This is a genomic window from Paraburkholderia dioscoreae (assembly GCF_902459535.1).
Classification (GTDB): domain Bacteria; phylum Pseudomonadota; class Gammaproteobacteria; order Burkholderiales; family Burkholderiaceae; genus Paraburkholderia; species Paraburkholderia dioscoreae.
Genome location: NZ_LR699554.1, coordinates 2,896,892 through 2,917,639, shown reverse-complemented (window position 1 = coordinate 2,917,639; position 20,748 = coordinate 2,896,892). Strand labels below are relative to the sequence as shown.

Below are 20,748 nucleotides of genomic sequence, written 5' to 3'. Positions count from 1 at the left end.
CCGGGAGATCAGGATGAACACACTGGCGACAAGTCGGGCCCATGCCGGGTCTGTAACAGACGACACCGTCGAGCGGGTGAACGAGGCAAGCAGGCACGCGGGATTCGACGGCTGGCAAGAGGTCGTTCGCGGCGCGCAACAGGGCCGGATATTCAGCGTGGAGTTTGCTGCGAGGCGCCCGGAATCGTTCGTGCGAGAGTTCGCCGCCTTGTTGCGGGAAGCCGGTCTGAGATTCACCGCCGATAGCTGTCTCGACCTGTTCATGGGGACGAACGACGCATTGGATCGCTTCGTTCGCAATCGGGCCGGTTTCGCGATTAGCCGGATCGATCAGCTCGGGCTGGTGCCGGAGTCCGATGTCGTGACGGCTTTGGCGGGCGCCAGCAGGTCGGCCGGCATCAGGCAGACTCCGTCGAAGCGAGTCGGCAAGCTCGCCGGCGTCAAGGTGCTGATTCTCGACGATGACGAGGTTTCGAGAAAAGTACTGTCGGCCGCGTTGCAGCGCGAAGGCTGTTCCGTGCGAACAGCGGCGGATGCAGAGAGTGCTTTCGCTGTGCTGCGCGAGTCGCCTCCGCATCTGGTCGTGCTCGACATCGTATTGGGCGGTTCGCTCGACGGCGTCGATTTTTGCAGGGCAATGCATAGCAATTCGGCATTGTCGGACATTCCGGCTATTTTCGTGAGCGGGCATCCGCAGTCGCAAAGCCGTGTGTGCGGTGCGGGCATTGACCCGGCCCAATACTTCACGAAACCCGTCAGGAGTGCCAGCCTCTGCACGGCCGTTATGAACCTGGTTCAGGCGAGGCACGCAATCCTCGCGCACTGAACTGCCGCAGACATATCTCCAGGCAGGCGAGGCCGCCCTTGAGGCGGCCTTATTGCGATGTGCGGACAAACATGCGTAGGGGCCGCCACGCTTCCGAGTTTTCTCCGCTAAGGGTAAGCCCGGCAGCGTGTACACAAGAAAACAAAAATCAGGTGGTTGACCGAATCATTTCCTTCAGTAAGCACAGCACTCTCCGTTAAACAGGTTAGATGAACCTTGGAGGTGCCAGTGAGAATGCTTCGAAATTTCCGGATTGGTGCAAGGCTGGCCATTGGCTTCGGTCTTACCCTATTCCTTTTGCTGACGACGGGAGCGCTCGGGCTGTATCAGATGCACCAGGTATTTGGCGGCACGTTAGAGCTTGCGGATAACTGGCTGCCCAGCGTGCAATCACTCGGCAGTTTGCAGAACACAGCAAACGATATTCACCGTCTCTCTCTGGACATGGTTCTCGAAGAGGACAAGGCGGATCTGAAAACGGAGCAGAAAATGCACGATGACGCCGTAGAGGCGTTGAAGCGCAATTTCTTCGCGTATGAAAAGCTCATATCGTCGGCAGACGAGCAAAAACTGTATGCCGCGTTTTCCGCTGCATGGGCGCAATACTTCAAAGTCGATGCGCAAATGGGAACGGCCGTGATCTCGGGCGATATTGCCCGGGCTCGCTCACTGGCTACTAACGAAGGTGCGACCAGTTTTCAGGCCGCAATGATCCTCGTTGCAAAAGATGTCGAGCTTAACCGCAACGGCAGCCTGCAGGATGCATCGAGCGCATCGAGCCACTACCATTCGGCCATTATCTGGACCGTGACCTTGACCGTCTGCGCAGTCGCATTGGGCCTTGCGTTGGCCGTTGCGATCACGAGGTCGATTACAGGGCCGATCGTCAGATCGACAAAGTTTGCGCAGATCGTCGCGGCGGGCGACCTGACTGGCGAGATCGCCGATGTGGGCCGTGACGAGCCCGCTACGCTGATCGTGGCGTTGCAGACGATGAATGCGAATCTGGCCGCAATGGTGTACGAGGTCAGCAGTTGCGGCGAAGGCATTGCTGGCGGTGCGGCCGAAATCGCGGAAGGCAACACCAACCTCAGCCAGCGTACCGAGGAACAGGCCGCGTCACTCGAACAGACGGCGGCGAGCATGGAGGAACTGACCGCCACGGTGAAGCAGAATGCGGAGAACGCGCAACAGGGCAACTCGGTTGCGCAGAGCGCCTCTGTCTCGGCGTCACGTGGTGGCGAGATCGTCAGTCAGGTAGTCGAAAACATGGGGCGGATCTCGTCCAGCTCGAATCAGGTGGCGGAGATCATCAACGTGATCGAAGGCATTGCTTTCCAGACCAACATCCTCGCGTTGAATGCGGCGGTCGAGGCGGCGCGCGCCGGTGATCAGGGCAAAGGCTTTGCCGTGGTCGCCGGTGAAGTGAGAGCGCTTGCACAACGCAGTGCGACGGCGGCAAAAGAGATCAAGAACCTGATCATGCAGTCGGTCGAGCGGGTAGCCCAGGGCACGCAGCTTGCCGGCGAAGCGGGAAAGACGATGAGCGAGGTCGTGCACGCAGTCAATCGCGTCACCGACCTGATGGGCGAAATTGCCGCGGCATCGAGCGAGCAGAGAGTCGGCATCGAACAGGTCAACCAGGCCGTCATGCAGATGGATGAAGTGACCCAGCAGAATGCAGCCCTCGTGGAGGAGGCCGCCGCAGCAGCGCAATCGATGGCGCAAAAATCCGGTGTATTGCAGTCGCTGGTTTCGAAGTTTCGCGTCACCGATTCCGCGTCCGCGCGTGGCGCCTCCCGTCTTCCGGATGCGGTTGCCGCCGCGCGCCGCATCACTGTCCCTGCCAGAAAGCGTGTGCAGGCCGCGCCGGGCAGCGTCGGCTGGGAGGCCTTCTGATGTCGGCCCGAGGTCCAGCGCGCGGACCGCATGTCGCGTCCGCAGCCTTGCAACAACGACGGGGCTCCTGATATGAACATCATCAAGCAGGTGCGGCACTGCCGTACCCTTCTGGACCGGTCGGCCCGTCTGCGGTTCAGTGTCTTCAGCAAACTGCTGGTCGCGTTGTTCGCCGTTTTATTCTTCGGGTTCTGCCTGCAACTGCTCGGGATCTCACGTCAGGCAGATGAGATCGATGACAAGTGGATTGCCAACACGCGACTTCTTGGCGAAGTGAGCGACCGCTTGACGGAGTTGCGCCTCGCTCAGGCCTATATCGTTCTCGCGAACGACTCGGCCGCCACAACTCATGCCCTGCAACTGGCGGCGCAGCATCGGCAAGCAATACGCAACGCGCACGAGGAATTTCTCGTCCTCGATTCGTCGCGGACGCTCACGCAGTCCTCGGCCGTGTTCGAGACCGTCGAGCAGTACCTGAACGAGGAGCAGGAATGGGAGCGGGCTGGCGGATCGCTGGTCGCTTTCAGCCACCGGTTCACCGACTCGACCGACCGGTTGTATAAGGCGGCCGACGAGGCCGTCGACTCGCTGATCGACGCCAATGCGAAGGCAGCGAGGTTCGATACATCGGCAATCAGCCGTACTTCCTATCGCCTGCTGGTCGTCATCGTGGCTTCAGGGCTGTTGATGGCAGCGGCCTCGATGTGGATGCGCCGCAAGCTGGAGACCAACGTCTTCGCGCCATTGGAAGGGATTGCCGGTGCGCTTGCGCGTCTTTCGGCGGGAGAGGCCGACGCGCGGATTCCTTCCGTCGACCGTGACGACGAAATCGGCAGTCTCGCGCAGGCTTTCCAGCGCTTCCGACAGAGCGCGCAGGCGCTCGAAGAAGCGTACACGGCGACCAAGCTTGCCGAACAGGTCGCCGACCGGCTTGCACGCCACGATTCGCTAACCGGCCTTGCCAACCGCCGGATGCTGTCGAGCCGCATCGACAATCTGATGTGTGCCGCCGACACGGCGAAGTGCGCAACGCATTTTGTCTATGTGATCGACCTTGACCGATTCAAGGCAGTCAACGATCTGCATGGGCATGAAGGCGGCGACACCGTGCTCTGTACGGTAGCGGCCAGACTGCGCGCTCTGGTGCGCGAAGAGGATGTGGTGGCGCGCCTCGGCGGCGACGAATTTGCCGTTGTCGCACGTGTCGAAGGTACACCGGCGTTCGACAACGCAGCACAACTGGCCACGCGTATCGGCGAAATGATTCGGGCACCGATTCAGATTGGACACTCCGAGGTCGAAGTCGGCTCCAGTATAGGTATCGCGTTGTGCGGCCGGGACGGACACGATGCGGCAACCCTTCTCCGGGCCGCCGATGCCGCGATGTACCGCGCCAAATCCCGCCGTTGCGGCGATTTCCAGTTCTTTGAGGAAAGCATGCAGGAGGATCTTCGCTGCCTCGCGGCGCTGGAACTCGACGTGCGTAATGCCGTTGCGCAGCATGCGATCGAACCGCACTACCAACCGCTCGTCGATCTGCGGACGAATCGCACGTATGGTTTCGAGATTCTTGCGCGCTGGACGCATCCCGCGCGCGGCAGCGTCGAGCCGGACACGTTCATTCCCGTCATTGAACGGCTCGGTCTTGCGACAACGTTCACGCTGTCGATGCTCAGACGGGCATGCCGGGACGCACGGCTATGGCCGGGGCGGATGACGCTCGCGCTCAATCTTTCACCGCATCAACTGGCCGACCCTTTGCTGCCCGCGCAATTGCTGTCCGTGTTGAGCGAGGAGAGCTTCGAGCCGTCGCGGCTGGAGATCGAAATCACTGAATCGGCGCTGGTCGGCGATTTACCGACGGCGAAATCGATCATCGATAACTTCCGCCGCTGGGGAATACGCGTTTCGCTGGACGACTTCGGCACGGGTTATTCGAGCCTGCATCACCTGAGGGAATTGCATTTCGACAAGATCAAGATAGACCGTTCGTTTATCCAGTCGATGCTCTCCGATGCGGAAAGCGCGAAGATCGTCGACGCCATTCTTTGTTTGTCCGATGGACTTGGGCTGACCACGTTGGCCGAGGGAATCGAGAGCGCCGAACTGCAACAGGCTTTGACCCAGCGCGGATGCGCGTATGGCCAGGGTTTTCTGTTCGGCAAGGCTGTTCGGGCGGAAGAGGTCGCAGGCCTGTTGCGGCCCGGACAGCTTCAGATGTCCGTGAGTGCCTGATTGCTGCCGCAGTAGTAGCGTTGTGCCGCGTCTGGTGCATAAGAGGAGCGCGAGAGCGCCAAAATGGCAACCAGACGTTTAGAAATTGAATCGATGGAGATGAAGCATGAATTTCAACAAGATGACGATACGTGCGAAGCTCATGGCGGCGTTTAGCCTGCTCGTGTTTCTGGTGGTGGTGGTATCGATTCTCGCGCTGAACGCATTGAATGATATGAATGGGCGCTTCTCGGGTTACGTGAGCGGAATTAGCGCTCGCGCGCAGGTAGCCGAGCAGATTCGTACAGCGGTCGACCGCCGCGCAATCGCCGCGCGAAATCTGGTGCTTGTGACAAAGGCAGCGGATCTGGAAATAGAAAAAGCCGCGGTGACACGGGCACATGAAGATGTGCAGGCACGGCTCAGGCAATTGAAGGAGATGCTTGCGGTCGCAACCGACTCGAGCGAGAAGGCGCGTGCTCTCGTGGCCGACATCGATCGGGTCGAGGCGCAGTACGGGCCGGTCGCGCTCGCGATTGTGAGCGCTGCGTTAAACAACCGGCACGATGAGTCGATCACCATGATGAACGAGCAGTGCCGTCCACTGCTGGCCGCGCTGGTCAAGGCGACCGATGCGTATAGCGATTTCGCGAGTTTCCGGTCGCAGGAATTGCTGCAGGAGTCGGCCGCACGCTACGCGACGCAGCGCATGCTGCTGATTGGTATCTGCCTGGCGGCGATCGCAGCGGCGGGCGTTGCCGCATTCCTCATCACCCGTAGCGTGACGCGAGCGCTGGGGGCGGAGCCTGCCGAGCTGGGCGAGGTGACGCGGCGTGTGGCGGGCGGAGATCTGAGCCTTGTGCCGGGTGCGCAGGCGGCGCCACGCGGCAGCGTGCTTGCCTCGATGGGCGAGATGCAGGCCAGTCTCGTCAAGCTGATCGCTCAGGTTCGGACCTCAGCGGACAATATTGCCACCGGGTCGAGCGAGATTGCTTCGGGCAACCAGGATCTTTCGTCGCGCACTGAACAGCAGGCTTCGTCGCTACAGGAAACCGCTTCGAGCATGGAGGAACTGACTTCCACGGTGAAGCAGAACGCGGAGAACGCACAGCAGGCAAGCGCGTTGGCGGCCAATGCATCGGAAGTCGCGCAAAAAGGCAGCGCCGTGGTCGGGCAGGTCGTGGAGACGATGACCGACATCAGCGAGAGTTCGACGAAGATTGCGGATATCACCGGGATCATCGAAGGCATTGCGTTCCAGACCAACATCCTGGCGCTCAACGCCGCGGTGGAAGCCGCGCGTGCGGGTGAGCAGGGCCGTGGCTTCGCGGTGGTGGCGAGTGAAGTGAGAAGTCTTGCGCAGCGCTCGTCGAGTGCGGCAAAGGAGATCAAGGATCTGATCGGTGCCTCGGTGCAGAAGATCCACAACGGCACGACGCTCGCGGATGAAGCCGGCAAAACGATGGTTGAAGTCACGCAGGCGGTGGCTCGCGTGACCGACATCATGGGTGAAATCGCTGCGGCTTCGAGCGAGCAGAGCCGTGGCATCGAGCAGGTCAACCAGGCGATTACGCAGATGGACGAAGTTACGCAGCAGAACGCCGCGCTCGTAGAGGAAGCGGCGGCGGCTTCGACATCGCTGGAGGATCAGGGGCGACAACTGACCGAGGCGGTGGCGTTCTTCCGGGTGGGTGCTGCGGTCGCCGGCCAGCCGGCGCGGCCGCGGCCGGAGCCGCTCCGGCACCCGGCTTCGCGGGCCCAGATAGCTAGCAAGGGCGCTGCGCCCGTGGTGCGGAAGTCCACACCCGCGCTGGCCGCCGCCGGTACGGGTGACGACTGGCACGCATTCTGAGCGAAAAAAAGGCTCACCGTCAACCCTGACTTGCATCTCGCAATCCCGTACCAAATGGCACAAGAGCGTGCAATTTTCCGCTGGCACCCATTCCGTATGCTGACTGTGCTGCGACTCACCGTCGCAAGCCGGCGAGGTGACGGACGAACTGGTGCGAGATCTGGTTCGGGAGGTCGGTCTGCAGGAATCGCGATTCAGTGTGCGCGGCTCGCGAAACTGAACTTAGGTCGCTATACGCAGTCGCGATCCCACACCGTTGCCGTTTGCATTGCCAGATCGTTGGGGTAATGCGCTATGCGTGCATCATCCATCCGCCTGCGGCCATTGCCGCCTGACGGAGTGCCTCCGACCAGACCGGATAGGGGTGACAGATTCGCGCAAAGTCTTCGCAGATCATGGAGGCTTCCATCGCAACGGCTACTTGTGAAATCAGATCAGCTGCTCCCGGCCCGATGAGGTGAGCCCCCGCGATGAGATTCGTACCGGAGTCGACCAACAGTTTCACAAATCCCTCGGCGGTGCCGCAGATTGCGGCGCGTGCATTCGCGGCGAGCGGATAGTAGCCGACTCTATACGCTGCTCCGGTTCCCCGAAGTTCGTCCTCGGTTTTCCCGATCATGGCGACTTCGGGGCTTGTACGGAGAACCTGGGGAATTGACGGATAGTTGACGAATCCGGGCAGGCCGGCGATCCGTTCGGCGCAGGCTATCGCTTCTTCTTCGGCTTTGGACATCAGCATCGGGCCGGTTGCGGCGTCGCCGACCACCCATATGCCGGGACTATTTTTTGTGGGCGTCACGGGTGCTAGCGGTCCCTGCCGAGGCAATACGCCTTCGGGGCCGGCTTGCATGCCGACGCTCGCCAGGTCGAGCCCGGCCGTCGATGGCCGGCGGCCGATAGCGACGAGCACCATGTCTGCGTCGATGGTGGCGATCTCGCCAGATGCCGTGCTGCGCAGCAGAACCGACACACTATCGGAGTGCTTATCGAGCCCGACAACGTCGCTCGACAATCTGATGTCAATGCCTCGTCGCTTGAGCGAGCGCTCCAGGGTGGCCGTTACGTCGCGGTCGAGCCAGTGGCAAATGCGATCGCAGCGCTCGATGAGGGTGATGCGCGAGCCTAGGCGCTGCCAGATCGAGCCAAGCTCGACGCCTACCGCACCGGCGCCGATAATCGCCAGATGCCGCGGCACACGGTCGAGCGACAACGCGTCAGCCGAATCGAGAATGCGTATGCGATCGAAAGCGGCAAACGGAAGCGGCACTGGCTCGGAGCCGGTGGCAATCACAATGGATGTTCCGGACAGGATTTGCTGCATACCGCCGGCTTTCCTGACGATGACATGTCCCGCCGCGGCCAGCAGCGCGTCGCCATAGATCAGTGTCACGCCTTGCTTACGCAGCAGTTTGTGAATGCTTTTCGACATCTTTTCAACGGTCGCTGCTTTATAGGCCATCATCCGCGCCAGGTTAAGCGTTGGTGCGCAGTCGATTCCCAATGCGGCGTTCTTACCCTTGCTGGCCAGGTCGTATATTTCAGAAGTATGAAGCAGCAATCGGGACGGAATGCAGCCGGTCCGGATGCCGGTTCCACCTATATTCGACGCCCGTTCGACACAGGCAACGGAAAGGCCGAGCTGGCCCGCGCGAATGGCGGTGTTGTAACCGCCTGCGCCGCATCCAATGACGATGACGTCGTAATGGTTCATCAGTCTTGTGCCCAGAGCTCCCATCAGGGAGGGGTAATGAACGGGATCGACATGCGCCGCCGCGGCCATTCAAATCTGGCCCGGATATAGAGAGGATGAGTCGAGCGTATCAGATCAAACGAAAGCCGAATTGAACAGTCGTGCTCGCTTTGGTCGATGCTCGATGAGCAGAGCTGCGTTTCCATCCATCGCGGGATAGTGCCCGACTTTATCGTGGTGCGGAGCGGTTCACTGCGACCTCCGCCGGAATATTTTCGTGATAGCATTTCCGCTCGAGCTTGCCACTTCAATCGCAAGGCCCGACATAGGTTCAGGGTGGACAGCAGTGGTCAACGCTGGTCCGGGCTTTCCCGCAGCAAGCAGTTCCCGCACCGTGACATGTCAACGATTCAGCAAACCGCCGATAAGCCTGTAACCATCGATGAGATCGTGCATGTCTTATCGCATCGTCCCACGGCGACGACGCGTGAGCGCGAATGGTCTGGCGTTACTGTGGACATGTACGCTCCGCTCCCCGACGTGTCCGAGAGATATCCTGCCCTCGATCATCATCTGATCTGTTACTGCCCCTATGGGAGTGCGCGTCTCGTTCAGGGGCGAGATGGGAGCGTTCACGAAAGCCTCGTCTCCGCAGGTGTTTCAATGCTCATGCCGGCCGGCTACGACTCGCTTTGGGAGGGCAGTGCATCTGCAACGGCGAGGTTGCGGATTCCGACGGCGCTTATTGAATCCGCGGGCGAGCAGATTGGGCGTCACGCCACTTCGCAGATCGAGATCCGGAATGTGTTTGAGACGCGAGATCCCGTTATCGAACACATGGCGCAGATCCTTATTGGGGAACTCGATCGCAAGCCTCACGCAGCGCAGGCCCTCATTGTCGATCATGTTTCGTTCGCGCTGGCAGCGCATCTGCTTCGAAGCTACAACATATATGAGCCCATTGCACCGCCGGTGCTGCCGGCGTTGAGCAAAGTCGAATTGGCTCGCCTTACCCGATATATCGAAGACAATCTGGACAGGCCAATAGGACTCGTCGAACTCGCCGGCATAGTGAATGTGAGCCGTTTTCACTTTACCCGGCTGTTCAAGCGGAGCACGGGTATGACGGCGATCGGCTTTGTCGAGCAGTGCCGGATTCGCCGCGCTCAATCGTTAATCATGGAAACGGCAATCCCGCTTGCGGAAGTTGCACTCATGACGGGCTTTGCGGATCAGAGTCACTTTACAAGGCGTTTTCACCGTCACGTTGGTCGCACGCCTGCCGCGTTCGCGCGCGAGCATGGTCGGCGGCGCGCGATGAAAGGCGCAGGAGATTGACGCGCCTGGCGCTTAAGTCGAACCGCCTGTAGGCGCCGGAATACGTTTGGATCGTATCTTCAGATTCGCGGATATAACCAGTGGGCTATCAGGCGATCCAGCGACAGCGCTCCTGGGCCGAGCGCCATGATCCCAACGGCGAGCGACGCCCAATAGAGATGGAAGTTCGCCCAGCCGTCAGGGAACACCGACTGGATCACCGCCGTCATTACCAGCAGAGCTAGAGCCGCAAACCTGGTTGCGAATCCCAGCACGAGCAGAATGGGGAGCGTTATTTCCGCCACGGCAACGATAAATGCGACCGTGTCAGGCGCAGGAAAATTGTAGGCTGCGCCGAAGATGTGAACTTTGAATTGATTCTCGAACAGGAACAGCGTTGCCGGGGAAATGGACAGGAGTCCGTCCCATCGAGTAAGACCAGACCGGAAGAAAGGAAGCGCTAGAGCAATCCTCAGCATTGGCGGTGCGATAACCTGCGCGATTGCCTGGATTTGTTCCAGGGCCGTGCGAATCAACAGTTCGAAGCGGCCTTTCGTGCGTGTGCCAGGTTGATTCATGCGTACCTCGCAATCGGTTTGCAATCGAAACCTTCTTTCATGTCCCACCCGGCGATCGCATTGATCGCGAATAGATCTCGAAGCGCCCCAGCCAGGTCGAAGCCGGAATCGTCGGCGAGAGCGAACGTTGTCGCATCGGCGACCGTCGCCCCAGCCGAGAGGCTCAGGATGAAACTCGCTGCGCCAGCAGGTACGCGGCGAACTTCAACCTCGGCAAAGGGGCGTACGACAAGCGCATTCTCGCCTCCGCTGGAGATGTCGATCGCGGTGGGCACGCCGCCGTCAATGTTCGTCAACCATATCTGGACGATGGGAAAAGGCGACCGTACTACGCGCAGCGAAGGATGCAGCTTCAAACTAAGCTGCGCAAGGCGCTGGGAATCAATCGTGGCAAGCAGAGCGAGCAAGGCGGCGTCGGTTGGGGGCGCTTCTGCGGCGTGATATGCCTCTACCCACGCGCGCTCGAGCCGGGCGACATCGGGCAGATACGGCACACTCTTCGCCGGCTCGAACGTTTCGATGAAATCCGGGAACGTGTCGCCATAGTCAAGCATGATGGGTGACTTCGGCGGTTCGAGCGCGACCTGGACGCGTGCCATCGCCACGAAAAATTCATCGCCCGTGATGCGGCACACTGCGGGAAAAGCAGCCTTTAGCGCCTCGACGAGGCCAGCTACGACATTGTTCCGATAGACGTCGAAGCGTTTCTTGATCGGCTCCTGATCGGGGCCAACCAGGCCGACGGGGACAGGCATATTGGGTTCCAATAGCGCCGCGGCGAAGTTTCCCTGACGTTCGCATAAGCAATCGGGGTTCAGGCCTGTGTTGCCAGCGCTGCCGCGCGGCTGTGCGGCCGATGCTTGAGATGGTTCCTGGCGTGCCATTGCGCTCTCACGACCGAAGCGGGCGTTGAACCACATTCGTCCACAGCTCGCGAAGGCTGTCGACGCCGCCGGCGGTTGAACTCCAGAGCGTGGTATCGCTAACCAGCAGGCTGCCGATGAATGTGTCCGGCCGAGATTGCAGGAGGGCATCGAATGTCGCGCGGTCGAGCGTAAAGGGATGCGGCGGAGCGGTGGGATCGACTCGCTGACGGGCCAGGACATCAAGTTTGCGAACAGCATCGCCGAGACGTTCGAGTTGCGGCAGATGCGGGTGTCGATTGAAAGTGCTGACTTTATGAAGCAAGCCTAATCGATCGAGAGAGGTTTCGGCTTCTATGGGCGCTGGGGATCCGTCTGCTTCGGCCGCGGGTCTGAGTCCAAAACGGTTTTCCACGGGTACGCCGAGCCCCGCGAGGAGCGACCGTGCGAAGCCACCGAACCGTTGCCGGGGCGGAATCGTCGTGTCGCCGTGATGCTGGAACTCCGCAATCTGACGGGGCAATTGTTCGCTTTCCGGGAGGTCCGTTACGTCGCCGATGTCGTGATGCGGGCAGATGAAGGCGAGATGGTCGGGCTGTTCCAGGAACGTTTTGAGCGCTTCGATTTCCTCGCTTTCTGCATCTTGAGCCGTTCTAAGCGAGTCGAAGCTAATGACGATCAGCGTGTCGACACCGCGGAGAAGGTGCGCATCAAGTGGCGTGAGCAACCCGTCGTCCGCGACACGCTCGATTTCCGTCACGCTCTGGCCAGTCAGTGTTGCCGCCAGATCGACGAAGGCGGTGAAATTGCGCTTCATGATATGGTCGAGAAAACCCGCGACGCTCTGCTCAAACTGGCTCGGGTTCGAGAGTTCATGGAATCTCGGGAAAACCATTCTGCGGCTTTCAAACAGTGTCGGAAATCGGTCTTCGATCACATGGAGAGGCGCACCGTTCTCGCCCGGCCGACTCCACGCATAATAGACAAGGACTTGCCGCTTGATCATAGTGTCTGTGCCTCTTTAAACTGGCGCCGCGTCATGCCGGACTGCGGCCGCCTTATTACATGGTCGGCACTTGCAGGTTGCGTCGCCGCCTGAATGACAGCGTCGGCCAGTTCGGCTTCCGCTTTGAGGGCTGGCCAGTCGGGTATGTTCGCGTCCCACTCGATCAACGTGGGAATTGGACCGGTCTGGTGGATCGCTCGTGCGAAAAGGTTCCATACGATGTCTGCGACATGACGGTCGTGACTGTCAATCAGCAGCGGGCGACCTTTTTCGTCTGCCTCCTCCGCGTGACCGGCCAGATGGATCTCCTGCACGGCCGCGAGCGGGTACGCGTCAATATATGCAAAAGGATCCCACTGCTGGTTGATCGACGCGACGTACACGTTATTGACGTCGAGCAGGAGACCACATCCCGTGCGCCGCGCGACGGTGGCAATGAAGTCGATCTCCGAGTAGGTGCTTTCCTTGAAGGCCAGGTAGGTAGAGGGGTTTTCCAGCAACATTTGCCGGCCGAGAACCTCCTGCACCTCGTCGATATGGTCCACGATACGTGTCAGGCTCTCCACCGTGTAGGGAACCGGCAATAGGTCGTTGAGGAAGCCGCAGTCGTGGCTCGACCAGGCAAGGTGCTCGGAAAACAACCCGGGGGTATAGCGTGCAATGAGTTCCTTGAGCCGTTCGAGATGATTCCGGTCGAGAGGACGGTCCGCACCAATCGACAGGCCGACACCATGAAGCGATAGAGGATAGGACTCGCGTATGGCTGACAGAAAGCGGTGTGGTGGCCCGCCCGCGCCCATATAATTTTCCGCATGAACCTCGAAGAAGCCGATGTCCGGCTGCGATTCGAGAATCGTGCGGTAATGTTCGGCTTTAAGCCCAACTCCGGCGCGATGAGGCAGGCTCCATTGGACATCCGGGCGTAGCGACTCTGACATGGCCAACCGTTATTGCGATTTGGACTGCGGGGCCGGGCGTGACGGCGCCCGGCCGCTGGGCGATCTTTAAACCTTGGGAGACAGGCTGCCGGGTCCGCTCGGCGTGGAGATGGTGGTACAGGTTCCTTTGGGCACCAGCTTGAATGCGTTGCCCTGATAGTCAGCACTGCTCGTTCCGGCGCAGGTCGTACCCGCACCGGCGTAGCAATCGTTCTGCCCCTTCAGAGCCGTGCCGAAACAGGGCTCGACCTTGCCGGATTTGACGAGGGCGGTATGCTCGGCCTGAATCTTCTTCTGTGCCGCGGTGAATTCCTCTGCACTCGCGGGCGTGGCCGTCATCGCGGCAAGCGCCGCGGCGAATGCGCCGGCGACGAAAGTGGTGGTTTTATAGTCGGCCATACGATTTCTCCAACGTTAAGAGAGAGCAATGCTCTGAAGACCTGGCAATCAGGCTGGCGCCCGTGCGTGTGGGAGCGTACGGCACGTACGCTCATGCCCAGCCCGCACTGGCAAGCTCGCGACGGTGAGTCGCAGCACAGTCAGCATACGGAATGGGTGCCAGCGGAAGATTGCACGCTCTTGTGCCATTTGGTATGGGATTGCTTCTGTCTTCACCATTGGCGCGGCGGCTGTAACCCGGCGCGAACCGATGACCGTGTTCGAGCGCGCGGATATACCCGACCTAGGTCGGGGAAGACGGGTTCTGTGTACGCGTGTATCAACGTGAACCGAAGATACGGTGCGATACGAACAGGCGATCGTAGCGAACCATGCCGAACGAAGATCGGGCGCGCAGTTGCGGGATAAGGGGCCGGCGATCGAACTGCACTATTCCCGAGACGCGCCCCCTCCCTCGCCGCCGTGTCAACGGCGGGCGAACGCGCCGTGTGCAGTGCGGGAATATCTAGCTAACGTACGGCTCAAATCCGTAAAGCCGCTCCGGGTTGTCGACCAGGATAGCTTGCCGGAGTGCCTCGTCTTCGACCCATGCGCCGAACTGATCGACGAGGTCGGTATCGTCGGGCATGGGCACCGCGATCGACGGATGGGGCCAATCCGTGCCCCATAAAAGCTGCCTCGGGTTCGCGTCGATCAACGCGTCGATGAAAGGCCGCGTATCGTCGTAGGGCGTGTTCGTCAAACCGGTGCTGCGATAGAGCCCGGACAGCTTGACCCACGCGAGTCCTTCGCGCACCAGCGCGAGCAGATTCTGGAAACCTGCATTGCCTGTGCCCTTATGCGTCGGCACGTGACCAAGATGATCGAACACCACCGGCACGCGCAGACGCTGCACGAGTCTGGGCAGATCGTCGATCGTGGATACGTCCGCGAGAAATTGCAGATGCCAGTCCAACTCGCGGATGCGCCGCGCGAGCACGTCAGCGGTTTCGATGGCGAGCCCGGCGCCGAACAGCAGATTCAGACGCACGCCGCGCGCACCGAGACGGTGGTACTCGGCGAGTTCGGCGTCGCTGACGGTCGGCTCGACCACCACCACTGCACGCATCTCCAGCCGGCTGTCTGCGATGGCTTGCAGACTGCGCCGGTTATCCATGCCGTACGGACTCGGCTGGATGATCACCGAGCGGCAGATGCCGAATGTCTCGGCAAGCCGCTCGTAGTCAGCCAGCGTCGCATCGGGCGGCGTGTAGCTGCGGCCTGGTGCGTACGGCCATGCTTCGGCCGGTCCGAATACATGAAAATGGCAGTCGACTGTGCCGGGCGGCAACTTGCGCTTCGGCGCGCGCGAGAGGGGACGTGCCGGTGCGCACACGGGGATGGTCAAGATTAAAGCCTCCATTCGGCCGGATAAAAAAGCCGGCATCGACCGGCGCCTCCTGACGCCGGCTCGGCAACCGGTCTCCGGCTCGGCCGCGCCGAACCAGAGAGCCGATGCGTTTGCGCGGCGCCTACGGAACCTGACAGGTCCGGCGACTTACGGATGGACCGTCGCGGAGACCTTCGTCAGTTTGAACAGGTCGGCCGGAGCCTGGCAATGCTGACAGTTCACACCCGGCACATCCGGTGCCGCCTTGACGACGTTCGCGGGCAGCGGCTGGATCGTTGCGCCCGGCGTCGGAGTGCCGTGCAGCGCGGAATTCAGCGAAAGCTCCGGCGTCAGCACGGGATCGAACACTTCGGTATTGAACGAGTCGGGCACCTTCGTCGACGGGAACGCGTTGCAGCCGTTGACGAACGTGTCGCCGGTGCACACCTTGACCTTGTCGGCCGGCACCCACGGCAACGGGTATTCGATGTTATGCACCGCCACTTTGCGCTTGCCGGTCAGCTCTTCCATCATCAGCTTGAACGCGTAGCCCGACACGTTGATCGGATCGCCCGACGAAATGCCGTCGAGACCGCGTTTTCTCAGATCGGCATTGGCGAGCGCGAGGCGAAATCCGTTGGTATTTTCGCCGGTTACCGGAACGAGTTTCTTCTGACCGCTCGCGAGCATCGCGGCGACGATACCGTCTTCGCCGTTCTCGCCGAAAATCGCGTCGACGTCAGGGTGCGCGGCGAGCGCCTTGGCCGTCTCCTGCTGCGTGGTCTGGCTGTTCCACATGCCGTAGTATTCGGCGACGATCTTGATCGCCGGGTACTTTCTGAACACGCTCATCGCGCCGTCGTAGTTCATCTTGTCGACGGAATTGCCTGCCACGCCGCGATCGATGAACACATTGCCTTTGCCGTTCAGCTTGTTCACGAGCCATTGCGCGGTGTTCGGCGCGAAGCCCGCCGTGATGTAGCTGACCGTGCGCGCACACGGCTCGGTTACCGTCGCGCTATACGTGTAGACCAGCACATGCTTTTCGCAGGCTTCGTGGATAGCGCGGTTCAGGCCGGTCGACGAGATCGGAAACGTGATGATGGCATCCGCGCCCGCCGACACCATGCTCTGATACGCGGCGGCCTGCGCCTGCACGTCGGTGCCGGAAATGACAGTCTTCAGATCGACGAGCTTGTCGTACGGTGGCGTTGCCGCGAGCGCCTTGATCAGGTTCGACGTTTCGGTTTGATAGCCGTTGCCGCTGTAACTCATGCTCAGATAGATCTTGTACTTCTTGGGCGGCGTCTGGGCCTGGCTTTGAACCGCGGAGCCGGCCAGCATGGCAACGGTGGCGAGTGCAAACGCGCAGGTCTTGAGGGATGTTCGGAACTTCATGTTTCCTCCGTATGTCGTCCGGGTGGTCCGGTCTCTAAGGTTGTTTTCTGCTGCTGGAACGACTGCGTCTGATGAGCAGCGCGAGGTCGTCGCGCAACAGCACCAGAGCCACAAAAATCACGGCGCCATAGATGATCGTGCGCCAGCCTTCCGCGATGCCGAGCGAAGACACGATGGTCGACAGCGTGGTCAGTAGAATCGCGCCGGCCGCGGCGCCGAGATAGATACCGCGACCGCCGACAATCGAGGTGCCGCCGATCACGACCGCCGCCACCGAAGGCAATAGATAGCTTTGGCCGAGCGTGAGCGTGACGCCGCGCACATAGCCGAGCATCAGGATGCCGGCGAGCCCCGCGCTCGCGCCGCTGATCGCGTAGGTCGCGATGGTGAGCCGATGCACCGGCAGGCCGGCGACATAGGCGGCGGTCGGATTGGTGCCGAGCGCGTAGAGCTTGCGGCCGAAACTCGTGCGCATCTGCAGGAAGCAGCCGGCTGCGATCGCGGCCACCATCAGATACAGGACCGGCACGCCGGCCGCGGTGCTCCCGAATAGCGCGGACAGCGCGGCGGAAGGCTGGCCGGTCGGTGTACCCTGGGTGAAGCCGAGCGTGACGCCGTACAGGATCACGCCCATTGCCAGCGTCATGATGAACGGCGGAATTTTCACGAGGCTCACGCCGATGCCGCTGCACGCGCCAAGCGCGGCGGTGATCGCGAGGATCGCCGGCACACCCCACACGACGTTCGAATCGGGGCCGCCGATCCACTTGAACGCGAGTACACCGCCGAGCGTCATCATCGAGGCGACGCTCAGGTCGAGGCCGCCGAGCAGAATTACCATCTGCTGGCCGAATGCGACCACCATCAGGAAGCTGGAGATCACGAGGATCGCCTTCATCTGCGCGAGGCTGCCGAAGTTGGGGCCGAGTACGCGTGAGGCGGCGATCAGCGCGACTGAAATGGCGAACAGCGCGATTGCGGTGCGTACGTCGCGGTCGAGCCGGGCAAACAGGCCCGATGCGGTGTCGCCGCTGCGCGTATCGGCGGGGCGGCCGCCGGTCAAGGGAGCTTGGGTCATGCGTGGACCTCCCCACGAGTGCTGACGCGAGCGAAGAACACCGCGACGACAACCGCCGCGATCATCACGACGCCCTGGAAAATCCCGGTGTAGAACGACGACACGCCGGTCGAAAACAGCACCTTCTGCAACAGCGTGAGCGTCAGCGCGCCGAGCATCGATCCTGCGACGCCGCCACGGCCGCCCGCGAACGAGGTGCCGCCGAGCGCGATCGCCGCAAACACCAGCAACAGATACGGTTCGCCCGCGTTCGGCGTGCCGGTCGAGGTCAGCGCGGTCAGCATGAAGCCGGCAAGGCCGTAGCAAACGCCCGCCAGGATATAGGCGATCAGCTTGACGCGCTTGACGGGCACGCCGGCGAGTACGGCGGCGGTTTCATCGGCGCCGGTCGCATAGAGGCCGACGCCCCAGTCCGTGCGCCTCAATGCACGCCAGAGCAGGTAGACGCAGACGGCGACCACGAGCGCGACTGGAACGATCTTGCCGAGGCGATCGGTCATCGTGTAGGTCATGAAGTCGGAGACGTTGCCGCCGGGCGCGTCGAGAATGAGCAGCGTGACGCCCGAGCAGACGATCATCGTCGCGAGCGTGAGTGCGATCGACTGCAGGTTCCAGTACGCAACCAGATAGCCGTTGATGGCGCCGACCAGCGCCCCGGCAGCGACGGCGATCGCCGCGCCCTCCAGGGCGCCCAGCGGACCGTCGCCACCGTGCACTGCGACCAGCACGTTGGTCAGCGACACCACGCCGGCAACCGAGAGGTCGAAGCCGCGCGTCAGCACGACGAGCGTGCCGCCGGCCGCCGCAAGCGCGAGCGGCAGGCTGTTGTTGAGAATGTCGGTGAGAACGCTCGCGCTCAGTGCATCGGATTGCGTCGCGGCGAAGATCACCGTGAGCACCGCGAGAATGGCGACGATGATCGTGGTGCCGTCGCCGAGCACGCGCCGATACCACGCGTCGGGCCGCAACGGAGCGTTCGAGTTGGAAGCTGAAGCGAAAGTGTTCATGAATCTGAGACTCCATGTCCTGCCGCGAGGGCGACGAGGCGCGGTTCGGAGAGGTCCGGGCCGGATGCCTCGCCTGCGACGGTTCCGTGGTAGATGACCACGCATCGGTCCACCAGGTGGATCAGTTCGGCGAGTTCGGTGGAATACACCAGGGCCGAGCCGCCCTGCGCGACGAAGTCGCGGATCACGTCGTAGATCACGGCCTTGGTGCCGACGTCGACGCCGCGCGTGGGATCGAATAGCACGAGGTGGCGTGCGCCCGACATCAGCACGCGGCCAATCAGCGCCTTTTGCTGGTTGCCGCCGGAGAGCGCGCCGATCTTCAGCTTCAGGTAGCGGCTGGCGAGGTCGACACGCCCGGCCTGCTGGTCGACAGCGGCTTTCTCGCGCGCTCCGTTGACGACACCGAAGCGGCCGAGCCGGCCGAGTATCGGCAGCGTCATGTTGCTGTCGGTGCGCAGGCCGAGGAACACGCCTTCGGTCTTGCGCTCCTCGGGGACGAAGCCGATGCCGGCTCGCGCCGCTTCGGCCGGACTCGATAGATTCACGGTCTTGCCGTCGATGCGGATCTGCCCGCCGCGAACGGGTGTGAGGCCCGCGAGCATACGGAACAGATCCCGCTGCCCCTGACCTTCGAGACCCGCAACCCCGACGATCTCACCCTTGCCGACACTAAGCGTGATATCGGCCACCGTGCCGCCGGACAGGTTGGTCACGCCGAACGCTTCCGGGCGCGTTTGTTTCGCTGTACTGCGGGTTGCCTGGGTGTCGCGTGCGGCGGAGCCGACCATCATCTTGAAGATGCCCGCATCCGCGATGCCGGCGAGCGACACCGTCTCGATGCTTTCGCCGTTGCGCAGCACCGTGCCGCGGCGGCATAGCCGGCGCACTTCGGAAAGGCGGTGCGAGATATACAGCACGCCAGTACCTGCTGCCGTGATGCGCTCGAGTATGTCGAACAGCCAGGTCGGGTCGGACAGCGCCGCGGTCGGTTCGTCGAGTACGAGCAGGCGCGGCTGCCGGGCGACGGCGCGCATGATTTCGATGCGCTGCTTTTCGGCGAGGGACAGCGAGCGTACATAGACGCCCGGATGAATGTGGCCGAGGCCGTACTCCGACAGCATGCTGGCGGCGCGTGCCTCACTCTGCGCGACCGATACGAGACCGGCCTTGCCCTTTGCCTGGCGCGGCAGCATCAGGTTTTCCGCGACGCTCAGATTGGGCAGCAGGCTCAGTTCCTGGAACGCGGTCGAGACGCCGGCGGCGCGCGCGGCCATCGGGTCGGCCGGCGCATAGTCGCGGCCATCCAGCGTGAGCGTGCCGGTGTCCGGTATGACGATGCCGGAGAGCACCTTGACGATGGTCGATTTGCCGGCGCCGTTCTCGCCGAGCAGTGCGTGAATTTCTCCGGGCTCGATGTCGAACGAGACACGGCGCACCGCGACCGTTGCGCCATATGACTTGGCGATGCCCTGGATGTCGAGAATCTTCGGTGCGCCCGCACCCGACGCCGCCGTAGACGTGGCGAGTGCGTCAGCCATTGTAGACACCGCCGTCGATGCCGAACGACTGCGCCGTCACGTACGCCGATTCGTCGGATGCGAGGTAGACGAAGAGCGGCGCGATTTCCGTGGCGCTCGCCTGCCGGCCCAGCGGCACGAGCGACGCGATCTTCTTTTGCTGGGCGTCGGCGCCGCCCATGAAGTCGATTGCCGGCTGGTTGAACGCGGTATCGACCCAGCCTGGGCAGATCGCGTTCACGCGGATGTTGTCGGGCGCGAGTTCGAGCGCGAGCGCGGTGGTGAACGCGATCACCGCGCCTTTCGACGCCGAGTAAGCGACCAGACCCGGCCCGCCGCGCTTGCCGGCCAGCGACGACATGTTGATGATCGAGCCCTTGCCCGAGCGCTGCAGATGCGGGATGGCGTGCTTGGCGCCGAAGAAATGGGCGCGCGCGTTGACCGCGAAGAGCGCATCCCAGTTGGCCTGTTCGAATCCGTCGATCGCGCCCGAGCGCTGCAGACCGGCGTTCTGTGCCAGCGCGTCGAGGCCGCCGAGCCATTCGACGCCGCGCGCGATCAGATTGGCGACGCTAGCCTCGCTGGTCACGTCGACCTGGACGAAGTGGGCGGCCTCGCCGAGTTCCGAGGCAACGGCGCGGCCGGCCTCTTCGGCAATGTCGCCGATGACCACCCGCGCGCCTTCCGCGATGAAGCCGCGCGCCGCTTCCTTGCCGATGTTGCCGATTGCGCCCGTGATGATGATGCGTTTTCCGGAGAGACGACCTGCCATGAGGAACTCCTGAAGAAAGAGG

Annotated in this window: 17 protein-coding genes; 5 read left to right on the top strand and 12 right to left on the bottom strand. The window is 62.0% G+C overall.

The window, feature by feature from the left end:
- Positions 1-13: 13 nt before the first annotated feature.
- The 4 genes from PDMSB3_RS33215 (at position 14) to PDMSB3_RS33200 (ending at position 6,791) form a co-directional block, all read left to right on the top strand.
- Positions 14-826: a response regulator gene (locus tag PDMSB3_RS33215; RefSeq protein ID WP_165189161.1), complete on the top strand. Its 813-nt coding sequence runs from the start codon at positions 14-16 to the stop codon at positions 824-826.
- 234 nt (positions 827-1,060) lie between these two features.
- Positions 1,061-2,725: a methyl-accepting chemotaxis protein gene (locus tag PDMSB3_RS38340; RefSeq protein WP_007178140.1), complete on the top strand. Its 1,665-nt coding sequence runs from the start codon at positions 1,061-1,063 to the stop codon at positions 2,723-2,725.
- Positions 2,726-2,797: 72 nt separating this feature from the next.
- Positions 2,798-4,960, top strand: a complete 2,163-nt coding sequence (locus tag PDMSB3_RS33205) for a putative bifunctional diguanylate cyclase/phosphodiesterase (protein ID WP_007178139.1) — start codon at positions 2,798-2,800, stop codon at positions 4,958-4,960.
- Between the two features lie 106 nt (positions 4,961-5,066).
- Positions 5,067-6,791 (top strand): methyl-accepting chemotaxis protein, encoded by a 1,725-nt coding sequence (locus PDMSB3_RS33200; protein ID WP_007178138.1) that lies wholly within the window; start codon positions 5,067-5,069, stop codon positions 6,789-6,791.
- A 292-nt stretch (positions 6,792-7,083) separates the two neighbouring features.
- Here PDMSB3_RS33200 and PDMSB3_RS33195 read toward each other — a convergent pair whose 3' ends face one another.
- Positions 7,084-8,502, bottom strand: coding sequence for a dihydrolipoyl dehydrogenase family protein (locus PDMSB3_RS33195; RefSeq protein WP_165189158.1), 1,419 nt, complete (start codon positions 8,500-8,502; stop codon positions 7,084-7,086).
- 378 nt (positions 8,503-8,880) lie between these two features.
- Here PDMSB3_RS33195 and PDMSB3_RS33190 point away from each other — a divergent pair, with 378 nt between their 5' ends.
- Positions 8,881-9,819: a helix-turn-helix domain-containing protein gene (locus PDMSB3_RS33190; RefSeq protein ID WP_007178136.1), complete on the top strand. Its 939-nt coding sequence runs from the start codon at positions 8,881-8,883 to the stop codon at positions 9,817-9,819.
- A gap of 59 nt (positions 9,820-9,878) precedes the next feature.
- On the opposite strand, the gene PDMSB3_RS33185 is transcribed toward PDMSB3_RS33190, so the two are convergent.
- The 11 genes from PDMSB3_RS33185 to PDMSB3_RS33135 all read right to left on the bottom strand — a co-directional run bounded on the left by PDMSB3_RS33185 (position 9,879) and on the right by PDMSB3_RS33135 (position 20,726).
- Positions 9,879-10,376, bottom strand: coding sequence for a DoxX family protein (locus PDMSB3_RS33185; RefSeq protein WP_007178135.1), 498 nt, complete (start codon positions 10,374-10,376; stop codon positions 9,879-9,881).
- Positions 10,373-11,296, bottom strand: a complete 924-nt coding sequence (locus PDMSB3_RS33180; protein WP_007178134.1) for an HvfC/BufC N-terminal domain-containing protein — start codon at positions 11,294-11,296, stop codon at positions 10,373-10,375. Before PDMSB3_RS33180 ends, PDMSB3_RS33185 begins: the two co-directional genes overlap by 4 nt.
- A complete protein-coding gene (locus PDMSB3_RS33175) occupies positions 11,268-12,245 on the bottom strand; it encodes a hypothetical protein (RefSeq protein ID WP_007178133.1) in 978 nt (325 codons plus the stop codon). The genes PDMSB3_RS33180 and PDMSB3_RS33175 overlap by 29 nt, the downstream gene beginning before the upstream one ends.
- Positions 12,242-13,183: an MNIO family bufferin maturase gene (bufB, locus tag PDMSB3_RS33170; RefSeq protein ID WP_007178132.1), complete on the bottom strand. Its 942-nt coding sequence runs from the start codon at positions 13,181-13,183 to the stop codon at positions 12,242-12,244. The genes PDMSB3_RS33175 and bufB overlap by 4 nt, the downstream gene beginning before the upstream one ends.
- 66 nt (positions 13,184-13,249) lie before the next feature.
- Entirely contained in the window at positions 13,250-13,582 is a 333-nt protein-coding gene (locus PDMSB3_RS33165) for a BufA1 family periplasmic bufferin-type metallophore (RefSeq protein WP_007178131.1), read from the bottom strand.
- Positions 13,583-14,087: 505 nt separating this feature from the next.
- A complete protein-coding gene (locus tag PDMSB3_RS33160) occupies positions 14,088-14,969 on the bottom strand; it encodes an amidohydrolase family protein (protein WP_232064380.1) in 882 nt (293 codons plus the stop codon).
- Between the two features lie 150 nt (positions 14,970-15,119).
- Positions 15,120-16,349, bottom strand: a complete 1,230-nt coding sequence (locus PDMSB3_RS33155; RefSeq protein WP_007178129.1) for a sugar ABC transporter substrate-binding protein — start codon at positions 16,347-16,349, stop codon at positions 15,120-15,122.
- A 34-nt stretch (positions 16,350-16,383) separates the two neighbouring features.
- Positions 16,384-17,427 carry an ABC transporter permease gene (locus tag PDMSB3_RS33150; RefSeq protein ID WP_007178128.1) on the bottom strand — a complete coding sequence of 348 codons (1,044 nt, stop codon included), beginning with the start codon at positions 17,425-17,427 and terminating at the stop codon, positions 16,384-16,386.
- Complete coding sequence (locus PDMSB3_RS33145; RefSeq protein WP_007178127.1) at positions 17,424-18,434, bottom strand: ABC transporter permease; 1,011 nt, start codon at positions 18,432-18,434, stop codon at positions 17,424-17,426. The genes PDMSB3_RS33150 and PDMSB3_RS33145 overlap by 4 nt, the downstream gene beginning before the upstream one ends.
- A complete protein-coding gene (locus PDMSB3_RS33140; RefSeq protein ID WP_007178126.1) occupies positions 18,431-19,975 on the bottom strand; it encodes a sugar ABC transporter ATP-binding protein in 1,545 nt (514 codons plus the stop codon). Before PDMSB3_RS33140 ends, PDMSB3_RS33145 begins: the two co-directional genes overlap by 4 nt.
- Positions 19,968-20,726 (bottom strand): SDR family NAD(P)-dependent oxidoreductase, encoded by a 759-nt coding sequence (locus PDMSB3_RS33135; protein ID WP_165189155.1) that lies wholly within the window; start codon positions 20,724-20,726, stop codon positions 19,968-19,970. Before PDMSB3_RS33135 ends, PDMSB3_RS33140 begins: the two co-directional genes overlap by 8 nt.
- Between the last annotated feature and the right edge of the window lie 22 nt (positions 20,727-20,748).